Origin of the sequence: Aeromonas veronii (assembly GCF_040215105.1) — a bacterium.
In the GTDB taxonomy this organism is placed as follows: Bacteria; Pseudomonadota; Gammaproteobacteria; order Enterobacterales; family Aeromonadaceae; genus Aeromonas; species Aeromonas veronii_G.
On sequence record NZ_CP157875.1, the window covers coordinates 3046821 to 3068793 of the forward strand.

Here is a 21973-nt window from a genome sequence, read left to right on the forward strand (position 1 = left end):
ACTGAACCAAGACTTAACCGCCATGACATCGTTTCCTTCGCCCCTCAGAGCCGGATCCCGAGAGACTGGCGCAGATAGGCGCCGGCGCCGAGCAGACCCGGCCCCTCATGAGTGATGAGGAAGACGGGAATATCCTTGAGATAGGGTTTGAAGCGCCCCTTGTCTTCGAACGCCACCCGAAAACCCGAGCCGATGAAGAACTCCTGGAAGCGTGGCACTATGCCACCGGCAATATAGACACCGCCGAAGGTGCCCATGTTGAGGGCCAGGTTGCCGGCAAAGCGCCCCATCAGCACGCAGAACAGGCTTAGGGTACGACGGCAGTCGAGGCAATCCCCGGCCAGAGCCCGCTCGGTAATGTCCTTGGGGGCGAAGGCCTGAGGCTCGCGGCCGTCAGACTTCACCAGGCCACGGTAGATGTTGACCAGACCGGGGCCCGACAGCAGCCGTTCCGCCGACACATGGCCGAGTTCGGCACGCATCACCTGCAGCACGGCGTCCTCTTCTTCGCTGTTGGCGGCGAAGTCCACGTGACCGCCCTCCCCCGGCAGGCTGAGCCACTGCTCGCCGGCCTGCACCAGATGGGCGACCCCGAGGCCGGTGCCAGCGCCATAGATGGCGACGGGCTTGCCCGCCACGGGAGCATCACCACCGAGCTGGATCCTGTCCCCTTCCCCCAGTACGGGGACGGCCATGGAGACGGCGGTAAAATCGTTGATGACCTGCAATTCGGCCAGACCCAGGTTGGCCTGCATCTCGCTAATGGAGAATTCCCAGGTGTGGTTGGTCATGGCGACCCAGTCGCCGTTGATGGGACAGGCGATGGCGATGCAGGCCTCGCTCACCCTGACCTCATGCTCTTCCAGATAGAGGCGGATCACCGCCTCCAGGCTGGGATGGGCCAGGCCGGAGTAAGTCTTGGCCTTGGAAATCGCGCCGGTGGCCAGCTCACAGAGGGCCAACCGAGCATTGGTGCCGCCGACGTCGCCGACCAGCGCATGGGTATGCTGCATAACAAACTCCTTCGTTACCAACTCGGGGCGGCCCTTACCGTCCCGATCTTATTATTTGGCAAGGATTCTACCCGAGCGCACCCCGCGACAGAGGGTTTGTTGAACGCAACTGTGCGCCCGCTCACAGTGTTGTTGCTTTGCAACATCTGTAAGCGTTTTCACCGCCAAAATGGAAGTTTGTAACCTAAATGACGAAATAATTAGACATGAGTCATACTTTACGGGGACGAGGTTAGTTTGGATAAGAGCTTGTCTTGTATAGTCCTCGAGTCAATTAGAAACACGCTAAATTGTGAACTTAGTGCAAAGACACTTGAAGCTAAATTACAAAAATGCCTGGTGGTAATGATGAATACCCTCGATAAAATTACGAACAATCTGGAAAGTTTCAGTAAATCAGAGCGTAAGGTGGCTGAAGTGATCCTGGCGTCCCCCCAGACAGCCATTCACTCCAGCATTGCCACCCTCGCCAAAATGGCCGACGTCAGCGAACCCACCGTCAATCGCTTCTGTCGCCGCCTCGATACCAAGGGTTTCCCGGACTTCAAGCTGCACCTGGCCCAGAGCCTGGCCAACGGCACTCCCTATGTGAACCGCCACGTGGAAGCGGAAGACGGCCCCGATACCTATACCGCCAAGATCTTCGAGTCCACCATGGCCTGCCTGGATGCTGCCAAGAACAGCCTGGATATCTCCGCCATCAATCGCTGCGTCGACATCCTGACCCAGTCCAAGAAGATCAGCTTCTTCGGCTTGGGCGCCTCCTCCGCCGTGGCCCGCGATGCCCAGAACAAGTTCTTCCGCTTCAACATTCCGGTGGTGAGTTTCGACGACATCGTGATGATGCGCATGAGCTGCATCAACAGCAGTGAAGGGGACGTGGTGGTGTTGATTTCCCACACCGGCCGCACCAAGGCGCTGGTGGAAATTGCCGCGCTGGCCCGTGAAAACGATGCCACCGTGATCGGCATGACCGCCAAGGATTCCCCCCTGGCCCGCGAGTGCAACCTGGTGCTCTCCATGGACGTGCCGGAAGACACCGATGTCTACATGCCGATGGCCTCCCGCATTGCCCAGCTGGCACTGGTGGACGTACTGGCAACCGGTTTTACCCTGCGCCGTGGCATGAAATTTCGCGAAAACCTGAAGAAAGTCAAAGAAGGTTTGCGCGAATCCCGCTTTGATACCCCCCATACTTCCTGAAGGCTCGGGGGGCCATCCCCCGGCTGTCTATGCCAACTCGCTTGGTGTAGTATCGTAATTTAATAACATAAGGCCACTCAGAGTGGTCTGCAGGCGGGCGCCAACGCTATTCGCTTGACGGGGCAGTATTTCAAGTCATATCAACTTCACATTGGAGTATTTCATGCCAAGACGTACCAAGATTGTAACCACACTGGGTCCGGCTACCGACCGCGACGGCATCCTCGAGGGGATCATCCGCGCCGGTGCCGACATGGTGCGGATGAACTTCTCTCACGGCACTCCTGAAGATCATATCCAGCGCGCCAACCAGGTGCGTGAAATCGCCGCCAAGCTCGGCCGCCACGTCGCCATCATGGGCGATCTGCAAGGCCCCAAGATCCGCGTATCCACCTTCAAGGATGGCAAGATCTACCTCGCCATCGGTGACAAGTTCGTGCTCGACGCCGCTCTCGGCAAGGGGGAAGGCTGCCAGGAACAGGTCGGTATCGACTACAAGAGCCTGCCAGGGGACGTGGTGCCCGGCGATATCCTGCTGCTGGATGACGGTCGCGTGCAGCTCAAAGTCGAACAGGTGGAAGGCACCCGCATCTATACCAGCGTCACCGTGGCGGGCCCCCTCTCCAACAACAAGGGCATCAACAAGAAAGGCGGCGGCCTCTCCGCACCGGCCCTGACCGAGAAAGACAAGGAAGACATCAAGACCGCCGCCCGCATGGACGTGGACTATCTGGCCGTCTCCTTCCCCCGCAACGGGGATGACCTGCGTTACGCCCGCGAACTGGCCCGCGAGGCTGGCTCCAATGCCAAGATCGTGGCCAAGGTCGAGCGCGCCGAAACCGTCGCCAGCGATGAAGCCATGGAAGACATCATCCTCGGCTCCGATGCCGTCATGGTGGCCCGTGGGGATCTGGGCGTCGAGATCGGCGATCCCGAGCTGGTCGGTGTGCAGAAGAAGCTCATTCGCCACTCCCGTCGCCTCAACCGCGTGGTCATCACCGCGACCCAGATGATGGAGTCCATGATCAACGCGCCGCTGCCGACCCGCGCCGAGGTGATGGACGTGGCCAACGCCGTGCTGGACGGTACCGATGCGGTGATGCTCTCCGCCGAGACCGCAGCCGGTCAGTTCCCCATCGAGACCGTCACCTCCATGGCCAGCGTCTGCGTGGGGGCCGAGAAGCACCCGAGCCTGAACGTCTCCAACCACCGCATGAGCTACACCTTCACCTCGGTGGAAGAAGCGGTAGCCATGTCCACCATGTATGCCGCCAACCACCTGGAAGGGGTCAAGGCGATCGTGGCACTGACCGAGTCCGGCACCACCCCGCTGCTGATGTCCCGCATCAGCTCCGGCCTGCCCATCTTCGCCATGTCTCCCCACAACAAGACTCTCTCCTGGGCCAACCTGTACCGCGGCGTGACCCCGGTGCTGTTCGACGGTGACGAGAGCAAGCCGGTGTACGAGGTGTGCCGCGAGGCACTGGACGTACTCAAGGCAAAGGGCCTGGTCCAGAGTGGCGACATGGTGCTGTTGACCCATGGCGACAAGATGGAAACCGTGGGCAGTACCAATACCTGCAAGGTGATGATGGTCGAGTAATTCCCCATCACAGCTCGTAAAAACGGCTCCCTCGGGAGCCGTTTTTTTATGCCTCACCGCCCATCTCAGCCACGAAACAGCTCCACCTTGTCCCCATCCTGCAGGCTGCCGGCGCCACGCACCACGACCTGGTCTCCCTGCTTGAGGGCCCCGCTCACCGCCACCTGATCGCTGTCACCGAACAATACGGTCACGGGGACTCTGCTGACTGTCAGTGCATCCCCAGTCTGTTTGACCTGATAGACCACGCTCCCCTCGGTATTAAGCACCAGTGCATCTCTTGGCAGCAGCATGGTCTGCTGCTGGCCCAGCGGCAGAGCCACCCGTACCGGCGAGCCGATGATGAAATGACCGGCGTCGGGTTTAAGCCGCAGCTCGATGAGGCGGGACTTGGGATCCGCGCTCGCCGCCCGCTGGTAATAAACACCGTGACCGCTGAGCTGTTCCCCCTCGATCCGCAACTTGGCTCCGTCTCCCAGTTGCTGGGCCCAGACGATGGGCGCCCGCAACCGAATGTCCGGCACATCCGGATTGACCAGCTCCAGCGCCTTCTCCCCCGCGTCCACGTGCTCCCCTGGCTGGATGAAGTGATCGTTCACCACCCCGTCGAAGGGGGCGAAGATGTGGGTCCTGCGCAGCTGCTCCTCGATTTGACGCACCTGTACCCCCGCCAGTCGCTCCGCCAGGGCCGCCTGTTCCACGTCATAGCGCGCCTTGTCGTACTGGCTCTGGGAGGCGCTCTTCTGCTGGTGCAACCGCTCGAGGCGCTGGAACTCCGCCTTGGCGAAGTTCAGGTTGCTCTGCTCCTTGACCTGCTCGGCCTGGGACTGCTCGAGCGACAGCCGCAGCGCGGCCCCGTCGAGGCGCAGCAGCTCGTCCCCCGCCTTGACCCGACTGCCGAACTCCGCAATCCACTCAACCCGGCCACTCACCTCGGCGCTCAGCGCCGCCTGCTGACGACTTGCCACCGTGCCGCTGACCCAGATGCTGGCGCCCGCCTCCCCCTGGGTCACGCTGGCCAGGGTCACCATCTTGGCCTGAACCGGCAGGCCGAGACCGAGGGCCGTGACCAGCATCATCCTTGTCATCATTCGTTTCATCTTGGGTTCCTTCCTCAGGCTCGCTGCCGAATGGGCTGCGGCACGTCGACCCGCTCACCCAGCCGCAAGAAGGCGGGGAGCAGGATCAGGGTAAACAGGGTGCTGCAACTCATGCCGCCGACGATGACGGTAGCCAGCCCCCGATAGATCTCGCTGCCCTCGCTCGGGCTCAGCATCAGGGGCAACATGCCGAAGATGCTGGTCAGGCTGGTCATGGCGATGGGACGCATCCGGCTTTGCAGCGCATCGGCCACCGCGGCGGGCCGGCTCATGCCCTCCCGCTCGGCCGTACGGGTCTGATGCACCAGCAGGATGGCGTTGTTGACCACCAGTCCCAGCAGGATGACGAAGCCGATGATGGTCAAGAGATCCATCGGCAGCGGCACCAGCAAGCCGCTCAGGCGCAGCGCCAGCACGCCGCCAACCGCCGCCAGAGGCAGGGTCAGCAGCACCAGGATGGCATCTTTCAACGAGGCGAAGACGCCCCACAGCAGGATGAGCAGGATCAGCACCGCAAACAGGAAGATGCTGCCGAGGTTGTCCAGTGCCTGTTGCAGGCTGTCGGCATTGCCAGCCACCTGCAGCTCCCCGCCCGCAGGCAGGATTGGCCGGATGGCGGCGAAGCTCTTGCTCTGCAGGGTTTCCAGTACCTGCTCCATGCTCATGCCGTCCGGCGGGGTGATAAAGAGCTGGATGCTGCGCCGCCCGTCGGCCCGAAAGATGCTCTCCGGCCCCAGGTTGTGCTCCACCCGCAGCAATTCCCCCAGGGGCACGATACGCCCGGAGGGGGTCGCGAGCGGTACGGCTCTGAGCTCATCCGGATTGGCCGAGCTCTGGCCCATCAGCAGGATGTCCAGCCTGTCCTCCCCATCGAAATACTCGCCGACCCGCAGACCATCCCCGAAGGTCTGGATGATGGTAGGCATGGGGGTGCGATCCCAGCCCACTTCCGCCAACCGCCTGTCTTGCGGCACCAGCAGCAGCTCGGGGGCGGTGAAGTCGAGACCGGGATCGGGCCGTATCTGGGCCCCCGGCAGGTCTTTTTGTACGATGGCCATGCTCTCCCTGGCCGCCCGATAGAGCTCGGGCAAGGTGCCGCCCTGGACAAGCAACGAGATGCTGTTCTCGCTGTCAAAGCCGCCAAACAGGGAGCCCTGGCCGCCGAAGGCCCGGGTGTCCGGGATGTTGGCCAGCAGGTTGTCCATCAGCAGGCGCTCCAGCACCTTGATCTGGGCCTCGTCCTTGGGACGCACCCCGATCTGGGCGCCGCCCGGGTAGCGCAAGATGTAATAGTTCTTGAGGGCCGGCTCCTTCTCCCCCTTCATGTAGGGATCCAGCCTGGCAATGAGGGTATCGATCACCTCTTCACGCTGAGCCTGGGGGTTGACCCCAGGGGTGAAGGTCATCCAGACGTCGATGGCGTCGCGCTTCACGTCCGGCAGGTAGTTCATCTTGGGCAGCAGCCACCAGCTCACCAGCATGGGCCCGCTCATCATCAGGAGGATGATGGTCCAACGCTGGCGGGAGGTGGATGTCCAGCGGATCACGTGGCGGGTGGTGCGCTGCCACAGGCTGTCATAAGGGTCAATCAGCCGCTCGCGCCCCATCCAACGCGCCGCCACCGCCGGCAGAACGGTCACCGCCACCAGCATGGAGACAGTGACGGCGCAGGCGATGGTGAGGGCGAGATCCGCAAACAGCTGTCCCTCCACGTCGTTGAGCAGCAGTACCGGCAGGAAGATGGCGACCGTGGTGAGGGTCGAGGCCACCAGCGCCGTCCACACTCGACTGGTTCCGTCCAGCGCCGCCTCCGCCTTGCTGATATCTCCCCGCTCGGTGCGGCGATAGATGCTCTCCAGCACGACGATGGCCGCATCCAGCACCATGCCTACCGCGAAGGCGATGCCGGCCAGGGAGATGACGTTGAGGGTTCTGCCCATGATCTTGAGCAGACAGAAAGTGAGCATGATGCTGATGGGGATGGCGATCGCTATCATCAGGGTCGCCTTGAGCTGACGCAGGAAGACCCAGAGGATGGCGCAGGAGAGCAGGACCCCCAGCCCCAGGTTGGCGGTCACCATGCCCACCGCCCGGTTGATGTACAAGGAGGCGTCAAACGACTGTTCCATGTGCAAGCCGACCGGCTCCAGCACCTCCCGGTTGAGCTCGCCGACCTTGGCCTTGATCCCCTCCAGCGCCGCCAGCGCATTGGCCCCGCTCTCCTTGAAGATCTGGGCCGCGATGGCGGTGTTGCCGTTCTGGATGCGCAGCACCGGGTTATCCTCCCGGGCCAGCCGCACCTCGGCCACGTCCCGCAGGTAGATGGGCAGGCCATCGCGCCAGTCCACCACCTTGTCCCCCAGGGTCTCCACATCGTAGCGACCGGCGAAGCGCAACTTGTACTCCCAGCGACCGATATCGAGGGTGCCGGCAGACACATCCCAGTCCGTGCTGGCCCGGCTGGCGAGCACCGGGATCTCCACCCCGAGCTCGGCGGCGCGATAGGGGTCGAACCGCACCTGGATCTGGCGCTCGTTGATCCCCTCCACCTCCACGGTGGACACTCCGGGGATCCGCTCCAGCTCCGGTTTGATCCGCGCCTCGATCAGCGCCTGATGATCGTCGATCAACCCCTTGGCGCCGGGCAGCTGCTGGATGAAGAAGAAGGTGAGGGTGTCGTTGCTGTTGTAGTTGTTGACGTAGGGGCCGTCGATCCTGTCCGGCAGACCGGAGACCCGGTTCAGCCGCGAGATCACATCGAGCTGGGCCCGCTGCATGTCGGTACCAAGCGCAAATGCCAGGTTGATCTCGGTGAAACCGGGGTAGCTGTTGCTGCCGATGCTTTTCAGCCCCTGCACCCCCTGCATCTCCTGCTCGATGGGGTCGGTGACCTCAGACTCCATCTCCTGAGGCGAGGCGGATCGCCAGCTCACCGAGATGTTGAGGTGGGGACGATCGATGTCGGGAAACAGCTGGATCGGCAGTCCCCGAATGCTGAGCAGGCCCAGCAGAAAAATAAGCACGACCGAAACCGCCACCCAGATGGGGCGTTCGATCGCCGTTTTGGCGAGGTTCATTCACTCTTCCTGAGTTGTTGTTATCGGCCATTCCGCTGGCCTGGCTTCCTGCCCAAGGGTGAGGGCCATTGCATTAAACTGGAATTAATCGGCATTGTAAATGCCTGGTTAAACAACAAAAAAACCGGCCACATGGGCCGGTTTTTCAATCTAGCATCAGACTCAGGCGGCATGCACCGCCGGGGCCGGTTGAGACAATCCCTCCAGCTCACCGGGCGCGAAGTTGTCTACCTGGATAGCCTCATAGCGCAAGGCATCGGCGGCCAGCAGCTTGTCCGCCTCATCCTGGCTCAGGATGGACTGGGACAGCGCCGCGGCGACCAGCTCAGGCAGGGCCATCTTGCGTGGCAGCTTGCCCTCTTTCTGGGCCTGCACCAGCTTCTTCTCGATGGGCTGAACCGCGACCATGGCCTGGAAGGCGCGCTCCATCTGGCCGACCGGATCCGCCTCATCCTTGCCCACATAGCACAGGGCAGTCAGGCGGTCGCGGAACTCACCCGGCTTCATCATGGCCAGGCAGATGGCGTGGCAGCGATCGTCCGCCGGCATCTTGTAACCGACACCGAACGGGAACACCACCCGCTTGAGCACGGCCCCTGCGACCTTGTTCGGGAAGTTCTGGAAGAAGCCCTCGAACGCCTTGCCGATGAGGTAGAGGTTACGTTCTACTGCGTACTGCACGAAGGGCAGATCCGAGACCATGCGACCCTGATCCTCGTAATGCTTGAGGGTCGCAGAAGCCAGATAGAGATGACTCAGCACGTCACCCAGGCGAGCGGAGATCATCTCCTTGCGCTTGAGATCCCCACCCAGCATCAGCATGGAGACATCGGCGCACAGCGCCAGCCCCTTGCTCATGCGGGACAGTTGCTTGTAGTAGCGTGCGGTCTCGCCACCCACCGGGGAACCGTTGAACTGGCCCAGGGTCAACCCCTGGAACAGGGCGCCGAAGAAGTTGCCGGTGCCAAACGCGATGTGCTTCATCAGCAGGGCGTCGAACTTCTCGAGGCCGCGCTCCACGTCGGTGTCGGCGGCCGCTTCCAGCTCGGCGAACACATAGGGGTGACAACGGGTGGCACCCTGGCCGAAGATCATCAGGTTGCGGGTCAGGATATTGGCCCCTTCCACCGTGATGGCCACCGGAATGCCCATGTAGGCGTAGCCGGTGTAGTTCTTCGGACCGAGCTGGATGGCGCGACCGGCGTGGATGTCCATGGAGTCATCCATGATCTGGCGGGCCATCTCGGTCATGTGGTACTTGGAAATCGCGGTGACGATGGCCGGTGCCTGCCCCAGATCCAGGGAACCTGCGGTCATGCGACGCGCCCCTTCCAGCTGATAGGTCAAACCGCCGATGCGAGCCAGCGCCTCCTGCACCCCTTCAAACTTGCCGATGGACATGCCGAACTGCTTGCGCACATAGGAGTAGGCACCCACGGTGCGACTCGCCATGTGACCACAGGCAGTGCCGAGGGCCGGCAACGAGATGCCACGACCGGCGGAGAGGCATTCAACCAGCATGCGCCAGCCGCGACCCGCGTATTCCGGGCCACCGATGATCCAGTCGAGCGGAATGAACACATCCTTGCCGAAGGTCGGGCCGTTCAGGAACGCCAGCCCCATGGGGTAGTGGCGATCGCCGACCCGCACGCCGGGGTGGTTGGTCGGGATCAGGGCACAGGTGATGCCGATCTCTTCCTTGTCTCCCAGCAGCTTGTCCGGGTCATACATCTTGAACGCCAGGCCCAGCACGGTGGCACGCGGGGCCAGGGTGATATAGCGCTTGTTCCAGTTCAGGCGAAGCCCGAGCACTTCCTCACCCTTGTACATGCCCTTGCAGACGATCCCCTTGTCGGGAATCGCGCCCGCATCGGAACCCGCTTCCGGGCCGGTCAGGGCGAAACAGGGCACTTCCTTGCCATTGGCCAGTCCCGGCAGCCAGAAGTCCTTCTGGGCCTGGGTACCATAGTGCATCAGCAATTCGCCGGGGCCGAGGGAGTTCGGCACCATGACGGTGACCGCCACGCTCAGGCTCTTGGTGGCGATGCGGGTGACGATGGTGGAGTTGGCGATGGCCGAAAACTCGCGCCCGCCATAGGATTTCGGAATGATCAGGGCGAAGAAGCCTTCCTTCTTCAGGTAATCCCACACCGGTTCCGGCAGATCCTTGGTCTCGTTGACGATCTTGAAGTCATCCACCATGGCGAGCAGGGTCTCGACCTGATTGTCGATGAAGGCCTGCTCCTCGGCGCTCAGGGTCGCCTTGCCATAGCCGTGCAACTTCTTCCAGTCGGGGTTGCCACGAAACAGCTCGCCATCCCACCAGACGGAGCCAGCCTCCATGGCCTCACGCTCGGTGGCCGACAAGGGCGGCAGGATTTTCTTGAAGATACCGAACACCGGACGGGTCACCACCTTTTTGCGGATGGCTGGGATCCCGAGTACCACGGCTATCGCCAGCACCAGCAGGACAAGCAATGTGATCATACGAAAGTTCCTTTTATTTCACTGTTTCCGTTGATTATTGTTGGGCACTACACGGCCAGGGAGAGCCTGGTCGACTCCACGGGCGCACCGACACCGGACGCCAGATAAGGAATTACGTTGCGCACCAGCCCTTCTACATCGAGCTGCTGGCCAAAATCGGCCTGGGCGATATCACGCAGGGCATCGGCGGACGCCATGGTGAACACGACGGTGCCCAGGGTGAAGTGCAGGCGCCAGAACAGATCCGCGGGCGACAAGGCCGGGTTGGCCTTGGAGATGGCCTGGGTGATCCCGTGCAGGGTGGCGCCATAGTGGGTGGTGATGAAACGGCGCAGGTGACCCTGGCTGTCGATGTAGCCGCGTCCCAGCAGTTGCATGAAGATGGCAGGCCCGTTGGTGCGCACGGCCACCAATTTCATCAAGGGTTCGACGAAGCTCTCGAACACCTGCAAGAGCGTCAGCTGCTCCTGCGCCATCAGGGTGTGCAGGCGAGCATCCAGTTCCGGCATGAAGAGGCTCAGATAGCGGTCAAGCACCGCCTGGATCAGCTCCTTCTTGGAGCCGAAGTGGTAGTTGACCGAGGCCAGGTTCACATCGGCCTCGCTGGTGATCAGACGCAAGGAGGTATCGGCAAACCCCCGCTCGGCAAACAGCACCTCGGCGGCATCGAGAATACGGTTCTTGGTATCGATTTTACTCACTGGACACCTCACTTAAACGAATGTTTAAAAAGTACGTTTCACGCCCAATCATGTCAAGGGAATGTGAACGGGTGTTGAGGAAATGTTTTTAATCAAAAAAGAGGAACAAGGTGGGAACTTCGTCGGGAAACGGAACTCTATATCTATGCCACTGCAATTAAACATTAAGTCTCGCCCAACTAACGCCATGTTAGTTGGGCATTTTTTTATCCAGTAAATAAGCATGTCCAGGGATCTGGGCAAAAAAAACCGTCGCAGGGGGCGACGGTGGGGAAACGGGTCGGACCATCCAGTGTCGACCCATCGATGGGTGTTCAGGCTTGCATCGATGGGGCCATTCTCCCTGCCAAAAGTGGCCAGACTTTGTCAGTCTTGCCGTAATTTGTGACAGAGTATGGCAAGCCGCTGCGTGGCCTCTATCCGCCATTTTTGCTATGCTGGCGCCTCATGCCAGAGGGGAGAGAAGATGAAGTATACGGTCGATACCCACACGCACACCGTCGCCAGCACCCACGCCTACAGCACCATTCACGACTATCTGCCCATCGCCAAAGCCCGGGGCATCAAGCTGTTCGCCACCACGGATCACGGCCCGGAGATGGCCGATGCGCCCCACGTCTGGCACTTCGTCAATCTGCACGTGCTGCCGAGGGTCGTGGATGGGGTCGGCATACTGCGCGGCATCGAGGCCAACATCAAGAACATCGCCGGCGAGATAGACTTCCCCGAACGCTATGAGTCCCGCCTCGACATGATCATGGCGGGCTTCCACGAGCCGGTGTTTCCCCCCTGCGATCAGGCGACGCACACCCAGGCCATGATCAATGCCATCAAGAGCGGTCGGGTCGACATGATAAGCCACCCCGGCAATCCCGCCTTCCCCATCGATATCCCGGCCGTGGTCAGGGCCGCCGCCGAGTACCGAGTAGCGCTCGAACTCAACAACTCCTCCTTCACCCACTCCCGCCCCGGCAGTGAAGGCAACTGCCGCGCCATTGTCGAGGCCGCCCGCGATCTGGGTGCCTACCTCACCTTCGGCTCCGACTCTCACGTCGCCTTCAGCCTGGGAGACTTCGAGCACTGCAAGCGGCTGGTGGCAGAGACCGGTTTCCCCGAGGAACGGATCCTGGCCCGCTCCCCCCGTGCCCTGCTCGATTTCCTCGAGAGCCGCGGCCGGGCCCATATCCCGGAGTTCGCAGATTTCTAGATAGCCTAACTCCATGAGCGGCCTCATGAAATTTGCCAAGGCGCATTGACTCATGGCTCAGTTTTCGGGAATCTAGCTGCACGCCGGTGTAGCTCAGTTGGTAGAGCAGCGCATTCGTAATGCGAAGGTCGTAGGTTCGACTCCTATTACCGGCACCAAATAAAACAAAGACTTAGCATTGTGATGATGCTAAGTCTTTGTGATTTTTAGCTCTATACCCCTCCCCATACCCCGCTTTTGTTCTTCATTACCCTCCTGTCCTTCACTTTCTGATCCGGCTACGTCCAGAATACACTTACTCTTGTTTCAGATACTGAATGCGTCTCATTACATTATTTTACAGATATATGTTATCTCCATGAACCTACCCAATGGACTGCACTGTGCAGTCCCTTTTTCATTGGAGATATCCCTATGGCACACCTTATCGACACCATGGCCTACACCGGCCAAACGCCTTGGCATGGTCTCGGCAATATCTTGCCACCACGACAATCCCTAGATATCTGGCTGCAAGCTGCCAGGATGGACTGGACCATTGAGCAGAGCGATGTGATGTTCAACGTCGCCTCCGATGCGCTGCATATCAGGCACTATACCGACAGCAAGGTGCTCTATCGCTCCGATACCCTCGCCCCCCTGTCGGTGGTCTCAAGTCGTTACAACGTGGTACAGCCTCACGAGGTGCTGCACTTCTATCAAGACCTAGTGGAAGCCGGTGGCTTTGAGCTGGAGACCGCAGGCTCGCTTAAAGGCGGCCGCAAGCTGTGGGCTCTGGCTAAAACCGGTCAGGACCTAAAACTCAAAGGCAATGACTTGGTAAAGTCCTATCTGCTGCTGGCGACCAGTTGCGACGGCACGCTTTGCACTACGGCGCAATTCACGTCTCTGCGGGTGGTCTGCAATAACACCCTGCAGATGGCACTGCACGGTGCTACCGGTGCCATCAAGGTACCCCACTCCACTCAGTTCGATGCTACTGCCGTCAAAGAGTCACTTGGGCTGGAGCTCTCTCATTGGGATGAATTCAAGACACAAACCAAGGCTTTAGCGCAGCGGCCCGTGGCTCCCGAAGAGGCACTGCGCTTTTTCAGCGACCTGCTGGCGCAACCGCTGGATGAGGAGAAGATCATCCTCACTCGGCCGGTACAACGGCTGCATGAGCTCTATCAGGGCACAGGCATGGGATCAGAGCTTGCCAGCTCACGCAATACAGCCTGGGGGCTGGTCAATGCGGTCACCGAATACGTGGATCACCATCGCCGCGCACGCAGTCAGGATCATCGGCTCGATTCCGCTTGGTTCGGTCAGGGCGCCCAACTCAAGTCCCAAGCGCTGAATCAGGCCCTCACTCTGCTGCAGTAATTCCACTTCCCCATTCAAACCGCATAACGACCTCACCCGGACTGACGCAAGCCAATCCGGGCGTAGCCATTTATGCCGTCAACAAGGAGTCGTCATGAAAGCAAAAGCCAAATATGGCCAAGCCCTGCGGCTGGCCTCCACTACCCAATTAACCCGCGAGCAGTGGCTCGCTATCCGCAAGCTCGGCATTGGATCTTCCGATGCTGCCGTGGCTGTAGGCCTCTCCCCCTACAAATGCCCACTCACCCTATGGCTAGAGAAAACCGGCCGCAAGGAGCCAGAAGATATCTCCCACAAGGAAGCGGTGCTGTGGGGCATTGAACTGGAGCCGGTGTTGGCGCAGGTCTATGCCAAACGCACCGGCCACAAGGTACGCCGGGTCAATGCGGTACTGCAACACCCCGAGCAACCCTTCATGCTCGCCAACCTCGACCGAGAGGTGGTCGGCCATCCAGATGGGCCGGGCATTCTGGAGATCAAGACCGCCAGCTATCACAGTTCCCCCCAGTGGGAGGAAGGGGTGCCGGTGGCTTACCAGTGTCAGGTACTACATCAACTGGCCGTCACCGGCCATGCCTGGGCCGAAGTGGCAGTGCTCATCAGTGGTCAGGATTTTCGGATTTACCGCATCGAGCGTGACGAAAAGAAGATCCAGGATCTCACGGAGCGGGAGGCGCAGTTCTGGCAGATGGTGCAACAAGACCAGCAGCCCGAGCCTGACGGCTCGAGTGATGCCGCCAACGCCCTGAGCTGGCTGTTTCCGCGTGACGATGGCCAGACGGTGGATCTCTCCGATTCACCCGAGTTCAACCAGCTGTTTGGGGAGCTATTGCGCTTGCGTCAGCAAAAGGAAGCCGTCGAGCTACAGGAGTCACAACTCAAGCAGCAGCTGCAAGCCACCTTGGGTGGAGCGACCGCCGGGCTGTTTGCTGACGGCAAGATCACCTGGAAGCGCAGCAAAGACCGGCTGGCACCGGATCTGGATAAGCTCGGTCGGGATCATCCCGACCTGCTTACCCGTTACGTCAAACCGGTGCCCGGCGTGCGCCGTTTCACCATTCAACCATTGAGGCAAACATCATGATTAAAGGACTGGCGATCACCCCGCCCGTGATCGGGCGGATCTGCATCGGCAAGCTGGTGCAAAAACAGGATAAGTGGGTGCCAGAGAAGGACGACAGCTTCACCCTCACCACCCAGATACAACAAAAGGGTGGATGGCTGCTCCATCCCCTGCACCAACACTACTCATCGCAAAAGAATGGCCAAGGGCAGGAGCAGACCAAGATCCGCGCCATTCCGGTGCGGGTGCTGTTCAACGACAGCGACTTGAATCTACGGGCGGAATATAGCGCCTTTGACCGGCAAACCGGCAGGCCGCTCTGTGTCGGTAATGGGGACGTGGCAAGACGCGTGGGGGCACAAAGCATGGAGGAGGTCAGCTGCCCAGGGCCAGAGCACTGCGCCTTTGCCGGGCAACAGGGCTGCAAGCTGTACGGGCGACTGAACCTGTTTGTGGAGGGGCAAGGGGATGAGCTGGGCAGCTTTATCTTTCGTACCACCGGCTACAACTCGGTACGCACCCTAGCGGCACGACTGAAGTACCTGGAAGCAGTGAGCGGCGGCCATACCCGCTATCTGCCGCTCACCCTACGGCTGCGAGCCAAGAGCACTACCCAGTCCTATCGCACACCGGTCTACTACGTGGATTTGACCTTGCGGGAAGAGACCAACCTGACCGAGGCAGTCAGGCAAGCACAAGAGACCGCCCAGCGTGACCAAGAGGCGGGACTCGCCATCGACCAGATGGAGCAAGCAGCCCGTGAGTTGCTGCGTAACGGCCAGTTTGAGGATATCGATGAAGAGGTGCCGATGCTGCTAGAGGAGTTCTATCCAAAAGCCAACAGCGACGAGGCGGTGAATGGTAACGCTGGTGCGGAGGCAACTACCTCGCATAACGCACCGCAAAGCCAAGCAACCAGAACGCCGCAGAGGCCACAACCAAGAAGGAGTCCGCTCACCAATAAATTGGGGAAAGGGAACCCATCTCCTCCCCAGTGAATGGTGGGTGATCAGCGGGGACGAGCCAACCGCTCCACCAACCGTTCCACCGTTTCCAGCAACAGGGTTCGGTCAACATCATCGAGCCGAGCCAGTTGCTGACTCAGCACAATGCCCTGCTCGGTCGGGCGGTTGCTGGTCTCGCGCAGAAAGTCCGCCAGCTCACAGCCAAACAGCTGAGCCAACTCCGCCAACCGCACTACGGTCGGCACCACAATCCCCCGCTCCATCCGCGAGACCGCCTCCATCCCGATACTGAGGTGTTCAGCCACCTGCTCCTGGGTAAACCCAGCCTGGTTACGCTGACGCCCAATAGCTTTGCCCACGCTCTTGGCTAACTGCTCAAAGTTGATATCTGTCATAAGTCCTCCAACCAACCCCTATGGTTGGGGGTGGACTCGTTGACATGAAGAACCGCAAAAGGTGAACATCAACCTAATAGGTTGTTATTGGGCATTTTTTGCCTGCCTGACCTGTAAAAGGTTATCCCCTTTTCTGAACGACTTACTACCAACAGGAGTTCTCATGAAACAACTCGTTCCATTGCTCACCCTGGCAGTCACTGCACCGAGTGTCATGGCCAGCAACACCAATGACATCTGGTCCTATCAAGACAGTGATGGCACCACCTTGGCTCAAGCGTGTAATAACAAACGTACCTGTGAGCTGATCTACAAAAACAGCCACTACCTTGCCCTCATCAACAACCGTTCCCAAACGGGCTGTGCTACTGGCGATCTGCTGGTTGCCGAACACGCCAGCCGCAGCTTTAAGAAACTAGATACTGGCACCTGCAGCGCCTCAGCCAGTATCGAGGTCAATACCTACAATCGACTGAACAACGTCGATGTCATGGTAGGTGACCGGCTTATCAAGCGTTATCCGCTAGATGCTTGGATGTACCACGAAGAACGTAAGGCGGGTAAAGGGGCGTCCTGGAGCAAGGCTGAAGAGAACGCCAAGAAGCCTCAGATGCTGGAGGCACCGAAAGGTCCCCCTGCACAATGGGTGGCCGAAGAGGGGCGTTATGGCCCTCGCTATACCCTGATACAAGGCCGGGATTACTCCCGATACGTATTGGAAATCAAATGCGCCTACCAGATGCCGGGGGCAACCTGGCCACTGCACTCTGAGCTCAGATACACCCGCGCCTATGATGCCTCAAGCTCCGTCGAGGAGATCGAGGTCGATGGTCAGCGCCTATCCGGTAAAGCCAAAAATCAGGCCGAATGGACTCAGCTCGTCAACGCGATCCTCTCCGCCTCAACCCTGAGCATCTACCGTGGGCAGGATCAAAAAGCCACATGGACCGTCAAGCCCATGAAGTTGACCTCCACTTGCGACTATTACAACGGGTGAATCATGAACATCGTTCCAACCAAATTCTTAGTAGTAGCCCTGACGGCTTGTGGACTGCTCTGGTCCCACCCAAGCCACGCGGAAGAGCAACGCTACCTCACCATTCAGCACACCGACACCGTCTACGCCAATCAAGGCGCCTGCGCGTACCACTTCTCCCTCGATAGCGGTGGAGCCGATGAGTTTGGCCAGCTGTACATCACGCTGCAATTTAATGACAAGAAGGGTAAAGCCCTAGCTGAGTCAACGCTAGAAGTTGAATCGTTCGGCGGGAGCTCCGCGACCCGCTATGGTGCTGGCTTTACGGAAGTGGATTGCGCCCAGGTAGAGCAGGCCAAGTCTATCGCCATTATTCAAGCGACCGAGGTTCTGGCTAACAACCAGGTCACCCCGCTACCAATATCAACCTTCACCCCCGAGCTTCATCAACCACTGAAGATCACCGTGGGCGGCAATTAACCCGCTCAGGAAAAACAAAGCCAAAGGGCGTCACCTCACGGTGACGCCCTTTTTCATTTCCAACCCTTTAATAGGATCATCACCCCATGACACGACATTTCATTATTGGCGATCACTTGGTAGCACCACAGCCTGAAGGCCATCTGCACGGGATCTTTGTTGGTCATGATCTGGTCATTCACTGTCTACAAACCTTTACTGGTGATCACTCAGGCCAATTGGCACTGACGTCCCTGACAGCGTTTAGCCAACATGGCGTCATTGAGGTCAAACCCCATGTCCATCGCCTGTTCAGTCGAGAGGAGAGCCTGACTCGGGCTTACGCTCGACTCAATGAAAGTGAACAAGGCCAGCCGTTTACCAACGGCGAGCAATTTGTCACCTGGTGCATCGAAGGGGTTCAGCGCCCCCCAAAATTGTTGCAGACCGCAGTTGCAACAGTTGTGGCTGCTGAAATCGTTCGCCACACGCTGGGCAGGGCAGCCACCAGTGCAACGGCTGGGCTTGCTGCCAGCACTCTGGCTACTACCGCTGGTAGTACCGGCGCCGCCGCCACCGTGGTGTCGGTCACCGGAATTGCTTCGGCCCCGCTGTTAGCTCCACTTGCCGTAGGTGCCGTCGCAGCCTATGGCGTCAGCAAACTCTGGGATTGGTTAAACGACTGATCCATCACTTCAAAGCCAAAACAGGAGGTCCCTCCTGCTTGAACTCAATGAGGAAACACCATGACCATTCCCTTTTTCCGGGACGGCTTTGCCCTGCCCGTAGCCCAAGCATTGCTGGTTCTGCTGAATCAGGAAATCGCTAAAACCGCGCTCAATATCGAGCGCTTAACCCAACTGACCTTCAACTTTCGCAATCCCGGCTACAGTACCGAGCAAGGTGGCGTTCACCCGGTCGAGATCCGCCTGATCCGTGGGCTCGATGGCTGGCTATTCGATTACGTCACCGACTTCAGTTACCAGGGGCTCGGCCAGGATGCCGAGCTCTGCAAGGAGCTCGATTTCAACTTTTTAGATGGTGAGCACACCATGTTGGGCTGGGGACCGCTGCAACTGGCCGAAACGCGGGAATTGTTTGACATCTGGCAGAGCAACTTCATTGCCTACTGTCGGTTGGAGTGCTTCAGCGTCACGGTCGCAGGGGATTAGGAGGACACCATGAGCCAAGAGTTAGCACTCTCCCACTACTCACGCCAGTGGCTGAGACAAATCGCCACCAACGCCAAGCTAACCCCCAACCGTAATGGCCAGCGCTGGCTGCTGCACCTGACACCGGATAGCCCACAAGCCAGAACCATCACCGTGCAGATCCGCTGGAGCAACCCCAATTGGCAACTACTTAGTGTTACTAATGCTGGGGATTGGCCCGACATGAACCAAGCTGTCGATGAAATCTGCTTTGACAGCAAACGTCGCAGTTACTGGCGCTGTCAAGCAGGCCCTGTGTCACCACTAGAACAAATTCAGGTACTTGCGCGTTTTATGGCGGATCTGCAACGCAGTTGCACTAATCATGGCTTTACGGTTGAGAGTGGCCCCTTACCCCATGAGGAGAGAGTAGATTGAAGCTGTTTGCAAAACTCTCCCAGCCGATTCCCCCGAGTTTGGTCACTATATGCCCGCAGAATTCTTGTTACGGCATCCTGAGCTTCTGGATGGTGACAGCCTTGAGATAACTAGGTCCCTCGAAAAATTCGAATCTGTCTTCAAGGAGGTCAATCAGTTCTTAGACTGAGGTTAACAGATAACAAGGGAGGGCTGTCGGTCCTCTCTTACACTGGACACAAACGAGGGCCATCGATTACATATGGTGTCCAAAGCCGTTCATCTAAATATCATCGTACAGATGGGTTCCCTTTGGGGACTAATTTGGCAATACATGCCATATAAATCCGCTTTTAGCTCTTTATCGTATTTGCTAAATATTCAACGTGCCACCGTACAACAGGCGGGTCATTGAGCAGCCTCAGGAGCAGTAACATGACGCATCAAACCCTCACCGTGGAAAATAGCCGCATTCGCGTCACCGTCAGCCGCGAGATAGCCGATAAATTCCTGCCAACAGGCGTTACCGGTCGCGATGAGTCCCCCGGTCAGGCGCAACGTGGTCGTCTGCTTTCTGCCGCAATGGGCAAATTAGCCAGCGCAACCGAATTGCGCCTTCGGCTCACTAACGATATCAAGCGGGCTGATGTCATCGCGCTGGCCCACAAGCTCCTTGTGCGTGATTATCTGGAGGAGCACAGTCACTACAACGTCAACGAGGTGATCATGCGCCTCGAAGAGGGTCACCTCATGCACAAATACATGGCCCTGGAGGTCACTCTCGCCAACGAACATGCTCGCGGTGTCTTGAAGACTATTTCGCAAGACGACGCCCGCCTTTACGTGGCGTCAAAAGTGATGGTCGGGGTGCTCTCCCCCCATGAACGCAGGCAACTGGAGAACAGCGTTGAACTCCTGCTGAACCGCATTGGCATCAATACAACTGAGGCACTGGATAAAGCCCGTCACGCCTTGCAAGCGCAGGCCAACATCACGCACCACTATCACATGTGTCGGGCCAATATGACGGGTTGGAAGATTGAGGTCATCGGGGAACTACCAGCTCAAGTGGGCCTATCTCGGTTGCTGCCGAAGAATGATTAATGGATCGCAATCCCAGCCTCAGTAAACTGACCTTGGCTGGGATGGTTGCTGATTGTGATTTCTCGGAATGATGTCTGCCACATAGAGAATTTGGAGGCGGCAAAGGCGCTATCCAAACGACCTCACCACTTGATATCGCGAACTTAGACAACCTCCCGGCAATTGGACCACGCAGCCTTTCGTTACCAGAGCAGATTTTAGAATATTGCTATAACCACCAACTTGAGAGTTCTCAATCACTGAATACCAGCGAGTCAAGAACGCCTTGCCCGCTGTGAACGCCTCCTTCTGTCGATCCAGCTGACTTGCTACGAATAAGATATCCAGCATAACAGTGCTCAATACTGGCAGGATAGTCATCTATCTGAACGGTGAACATGCCCAGTTCGCTGATCAAATCAGTCACCTGATGCAGCTCCCCTTTTCGCACAATCAATGCAGGCATAGATCTGGGAATGGGGTGTAAGCGACGCATCAACGACCAGGCCTGATATTGTTGGGGAGCAAGCGTTGCCAGTTTTGCCAAGATGTCGGCCCCAAACAGGCAATGCCCGCCACCTTCTCCTTGATTTTTAAGCACCCAGCTATCGGAGGGAGCCGCTTTAACAAAGTCAGCGCTACCTGAGGTAACAGGATGCATCTCTCCCAGAAGATTTCTCGCTTTTGCGGCCTCTTGCGGGGTCAAACCAAATGCGACCAGTCCATCTTCTCCCAGACGAGATAGCAGCATTTGTACTCGCTTGCTCGTTGCCAACTGCTGGGCAACCGTTGCATTGACTGCGACTCGATGTTGCTCAATCAACACACGAGTCGCCATCAGCGACTGGCAACATCTCTGCTCTTTGAGGTCGACTGCTTCATAATCGGAATATTGATATCCAGCACGTAGGTAGACGGTATCGAGTGGCCCGACACCATTGAGGATCAATCTGTTGTTGGCGCCCGTGCTCAATTGATTGTGAAGCTCGCGAAACGTTCTGCGCTGTGTCTCTATCCCTTTCTGCTGGAGAGCAAACTCAAGCAGGTGCTGATCAAACACATTGTTTTCATGCTCTTGCACAATCATCAAAAACCTTGCCGGGCCAAGGTCACCAAACTCCTGCTTAATCTTGAAAGTGGCTTTGGCAATGCCAGCCGATAGCCTCTCTATGGCCTGATTATCGACAAGCTCCCCCTATTTCTTGTTGCGATAACTCGGCATATGCAATGGGACATTGCTGTTGCAGATAGCGGTGCAGTTCATGTATTCGCTGACCAAATGGCCCCATACCAGCCGCGATGCCATTGAACTCAACAAGCTTGTGGCCATCGCGCTGATCATCCATAAAGTCGCTGCGCATAATGAGCAATGGCAGCCGGGGAGCTTGGCTGGGTGATGAATGTATTTGTTGATGCATGCGAAGCAGGGCTGAAAAGAAGGGATCTCCAGCCGTGATGGGATTAATCGCATCGAACAGAAAACTATGATCCTCAGATACCGAATAGATTAGCTTGCTGAGAGTCTGGGCCGCACTTTTTAACTGCTGATAGCCCCCTCTGCTTATCGATGTCGGCGTCAGGGTAAATGGGGTATGCACGGCAGAATGCAGCGACTCTTTGAAGGCTACACCGTGTGTTAACGCCCACTCGACCGCATCACCCTTGGTTTTCTGAATGCCAAGAGAACTCATCATATGCTCCTGATTGC

At 58.5% G+C, this 21973-nt stretch carries 20 protein-coding genes and 1 tRNA gene; 13 read left to right on the plus strand and 8 right to left on the minus strand.

The window, feature by feature from the left end; genetic code table 11:
• Nucleotides 1-44: 44 nt before the first annotated feature.
• Nucleotides 45-1013 carry a glucokinase gene (glk, locus tag ABNP46_RS13960; protein WP_349918563.1) on the minus strand — a complete coding sequence of 323 codons (969 nt, stop codon included), beginning with the start codon at nt 1011-1013 and terminating at the stop codon, nt 45-47.
• A gap of 348 nt (nt 1014-1361) precedes the next feature.
• On the opposite strand from glk, the gene ABNP46_RS13965 reads away from it, so the two are divergent.
• Together ABNP46_RS13965 and pyk are read left to right on the plus strand one after the other, a co-directional pair.
• Complete coding sequence (locus ABNP46_RS13965; protein WP_349918565.1) at nt 1362-2216, plus strand: MurR/RpiR family transcriptional regulator; 855 nt, start codon at nt 1362-1364, stop codon at nt 2214-2216.
• A gap of 163 nt (nt 2217-2379) precedes the next feature.
• A complete protein-coding gene (gene pyk, locus ABNP46_RS13970) occupies nt 2380-3819 on the plus strand; it encodes a pyruvate kinase (protein WP_349918567.1) in 1440 nt (479 codons plus the stop codon).
• Nucleotides 3820-3884: 65 nt separating this feature from the next.
• Here pyk and ABNP46_RS13975 read toward each other — a convergent pair whose 3' ends face one another.
• The 4 genes from ABNP46_RS13975 to ABNP46_RS13990 form a co-directional block, all read right to left on the minus strand.
• The gene (locus ABNP46_RS13975; protein ID WP_434476148.1) at nt 3885-4919 is read right to left on the minus strand and encodes an efflux RND transporter periplasmic adaptor subunit; all 1035 of its coding nucleotides are present in this window, start codon (nt 4917-4919) and stop codon (nt 3885-3887) included.
• A gap of 14 nt (nt 4920-4933) precedes the next feature.
• Nucleotides 4934-7996, minus strand: coding sequence for an efflux RND transporter permease subunit (locus ABNP46_RS13980; protein ID WP_349918568.1), 3063 nt, complete (start codon nt 7994-7996; stop codon nt 4934-4936).
• A 162-nt stretch (nt 7997-8158) separates the two neighbouring features.
• Nucleotides 8159-10483 carry an acyl-CoA dehydrogenase gene (locus tag ABNP46_RS13985; RefSeq protein ID WP_349918569.1) on the minus strand — a complete coding sequence of 775 codons (2325 nt, stop codon included), beginning with the start codon at nt 10481-10483 and terminating at the stop codon, nt 8159-8161.
• Nucleotides 10484-10530: 47 nt separating this feature from the next.
• Nucleotides 10531-11184, minus strand: a complete 654-nt coding sequence (locus ABNP46_RS13990) for a TetR/AcrR family transcriptional regulator (RefSeq protein WP_349918571.1) — start codon at nt 11182-11184, stop codon at nt 10531-10533.
• Nucleotides 11185-11650: 466 nt separating this feature from the next.
• On the opposite strand from ABNP46_RS13990, the gene ABNP46_RS13995 reads away from it, so the two are divergent.
• From ABNP46_RS13995 to ABNP46_RS14015, 5 genes are all read left to right on the plus strand, one after another.
• A complete protein-coding gene (locus ABNP46_RS13995; protein ID WP_349918572.1) occupies nt 11651-12391 on the plus strand; it encodes a phosphatase in 741 nt (246 codons plus the stop codon).
• 82 nt (nt 12392-12473) lie between these two features.
• Nucleotides 12474-12549: transfer RNA gene (locus tag ABNP46_RS14000), tRNA-Thr, on the plus strand.
• Nucleotides 12550-12805: 256 nt separating this feature from the next.
• Nucleotides 12806-13756, plus strand: a complete 951-nt coding sequence (locus ABNP46_RS14005) for a DUF932 domain-containing protein (protein ID WP_349918574.1) — start codon at nt 12806-12808, stop codon at nt 13754-13756.
• 94 nt (nt 13757-13850) lie between these two features.
• On the plus strand, nt 13851-14840 hold the full coding sequence (locus ABNP46_RS14010) for a YqaJ viral recombinase family protein (protein ID WP_349918575.1): 990 nt from the start codon (nt 13851-13853) through the stop codon (nt 14838-14840).
• Nucleotides 14837-15817, plus strand: a complete 981-nt coding sequence (locus ABNP46_RS14015) for a hypothetical protein (protein WP_349918576.1) — start codon at nt 14837-14839, stop codon at nt 15815-15817. Before ABNP46_RS14010 ends, ABNP46_RS14015 begins: the two co-directional genes overlap by 4 nt.
• An 11-nt stretch (nt 15818-15828) precedes the next feature.
• On the opposite strand, the gene ABNP46_RS14020 is transcribed toward ABNP46_RS14015, so the two are convergent.
• A complete protein-coding gene (locus tag ABNP46_RS14020; protein WP_349918578.1) occupies nt 15829-16179 on the minus strand; it encodes a helix-turn-helix domain-containing protein in 351 nt (116 codons plus the stop codon).
• 163 nt (nt 16180-16342) lie between these two features.
• Here ABNP46_RS14020 and ABNP46_RS14025 point away from each other — a divergent pair, with 163 nt between their 5' ends.
• The 6 genes from ABNP46_RS14025 (at nt 16343) to ABNP46_RS14050 (ending at nt 20286) form a co-directional block, all read left to right on the plus strand.
• Nucleotides 16343-17176: a hypothetical protein gene (locus ABNP46_RS14025; RefSeq protein WP_349918580.1), complete on the plus strand. Its 834-nt coding sequence runs from the start codon at nt 16343-16345 to the stop codon at nt 17174-17176.
• A gap of 3 nt (nt 17177-17179) precedes the next feature.
• Nucleotides 17180-17635, plus strand: a complete 456-nt coding sequence (locus tag ABNP46_RS14030) for an IrmA family protein (protein ID WP_349918581.1) — start codon at nt 17180-17182, stop codon at nt 17633-17635.
• 86 nt (nt 17636-17721) lie between these two features.
• On the plus strand, nt 17722-18300 hold the full coding sequence (locus tag ABNP46_RS14035; protein WP_349918583.1) for a hypothetical protein: 579 nt from the start codon (nt 17722-17724) through the stop codon (nt 18298-18300).
• A 60-nt stretch (nt 18301-18360) separates the two neighbouring features.
• Nucleotides 18361-18786 carry a DUF2787 domain-containing protein gene (locus ABNP46_RS14040; RefSeq protein WP_349918584.1) on the plus strand — a complete coding sequence of 142 codons (426 nt, stop codon included), beginning with the start codon at nt 18361-18363 and terminating at the stop codon, nt 18784-18786.
• Between the two features lie 9 nt (nt 18787-18795).
• A complete protein-coding gene (locus ABNP46_RS14045; protein WP_349918585.1) occupies nt 18796-19203 on the plus strand; it encodes a hypothetical protein in 408 nt (135 codons plus the stop codon).
• Nucleotides 19204-19617: 414 nt separating this feature from the next.
• Complete coding sequence (locus tag ABNP46_RS14050; RefSeq protein WP_349918587.1) at nt 19618-20286, plus strand: hypothetical protein; 669 nt, start codon at nt 19618-19620, stop codon at nt 20284-20286.
• A 232-nt stretch (nt 20287-20518) separates the two neighbouring features.
• On the opposite strand, the gene ABNP46_RS14055 is transcribed toward ABNP46_RS14050, so the two are convergent.
• Complete coding sequence (locus ABNP46_RS14055; protein ID WP_349922496.1) at nt 20519-21436, minus strand: hypothetical protein; 918 nt, start codon at nt 21434-21436, stop codon at nt 20519-20521.
• A gap of 7 nt (nt 21437-21443) precedes the next feature.
• Nucleotides 21444-21956, minus strand: coding sequence for a hypothetical protein (locus ABNP46_RS14060; RefSeq protein WP_349918588.1), 513 nt, complete (start codon nt 21954-21956; stop codon nt 21444-21446).
• Nucleotides 21957-21973: the final 17 nt, after the last annotated feature.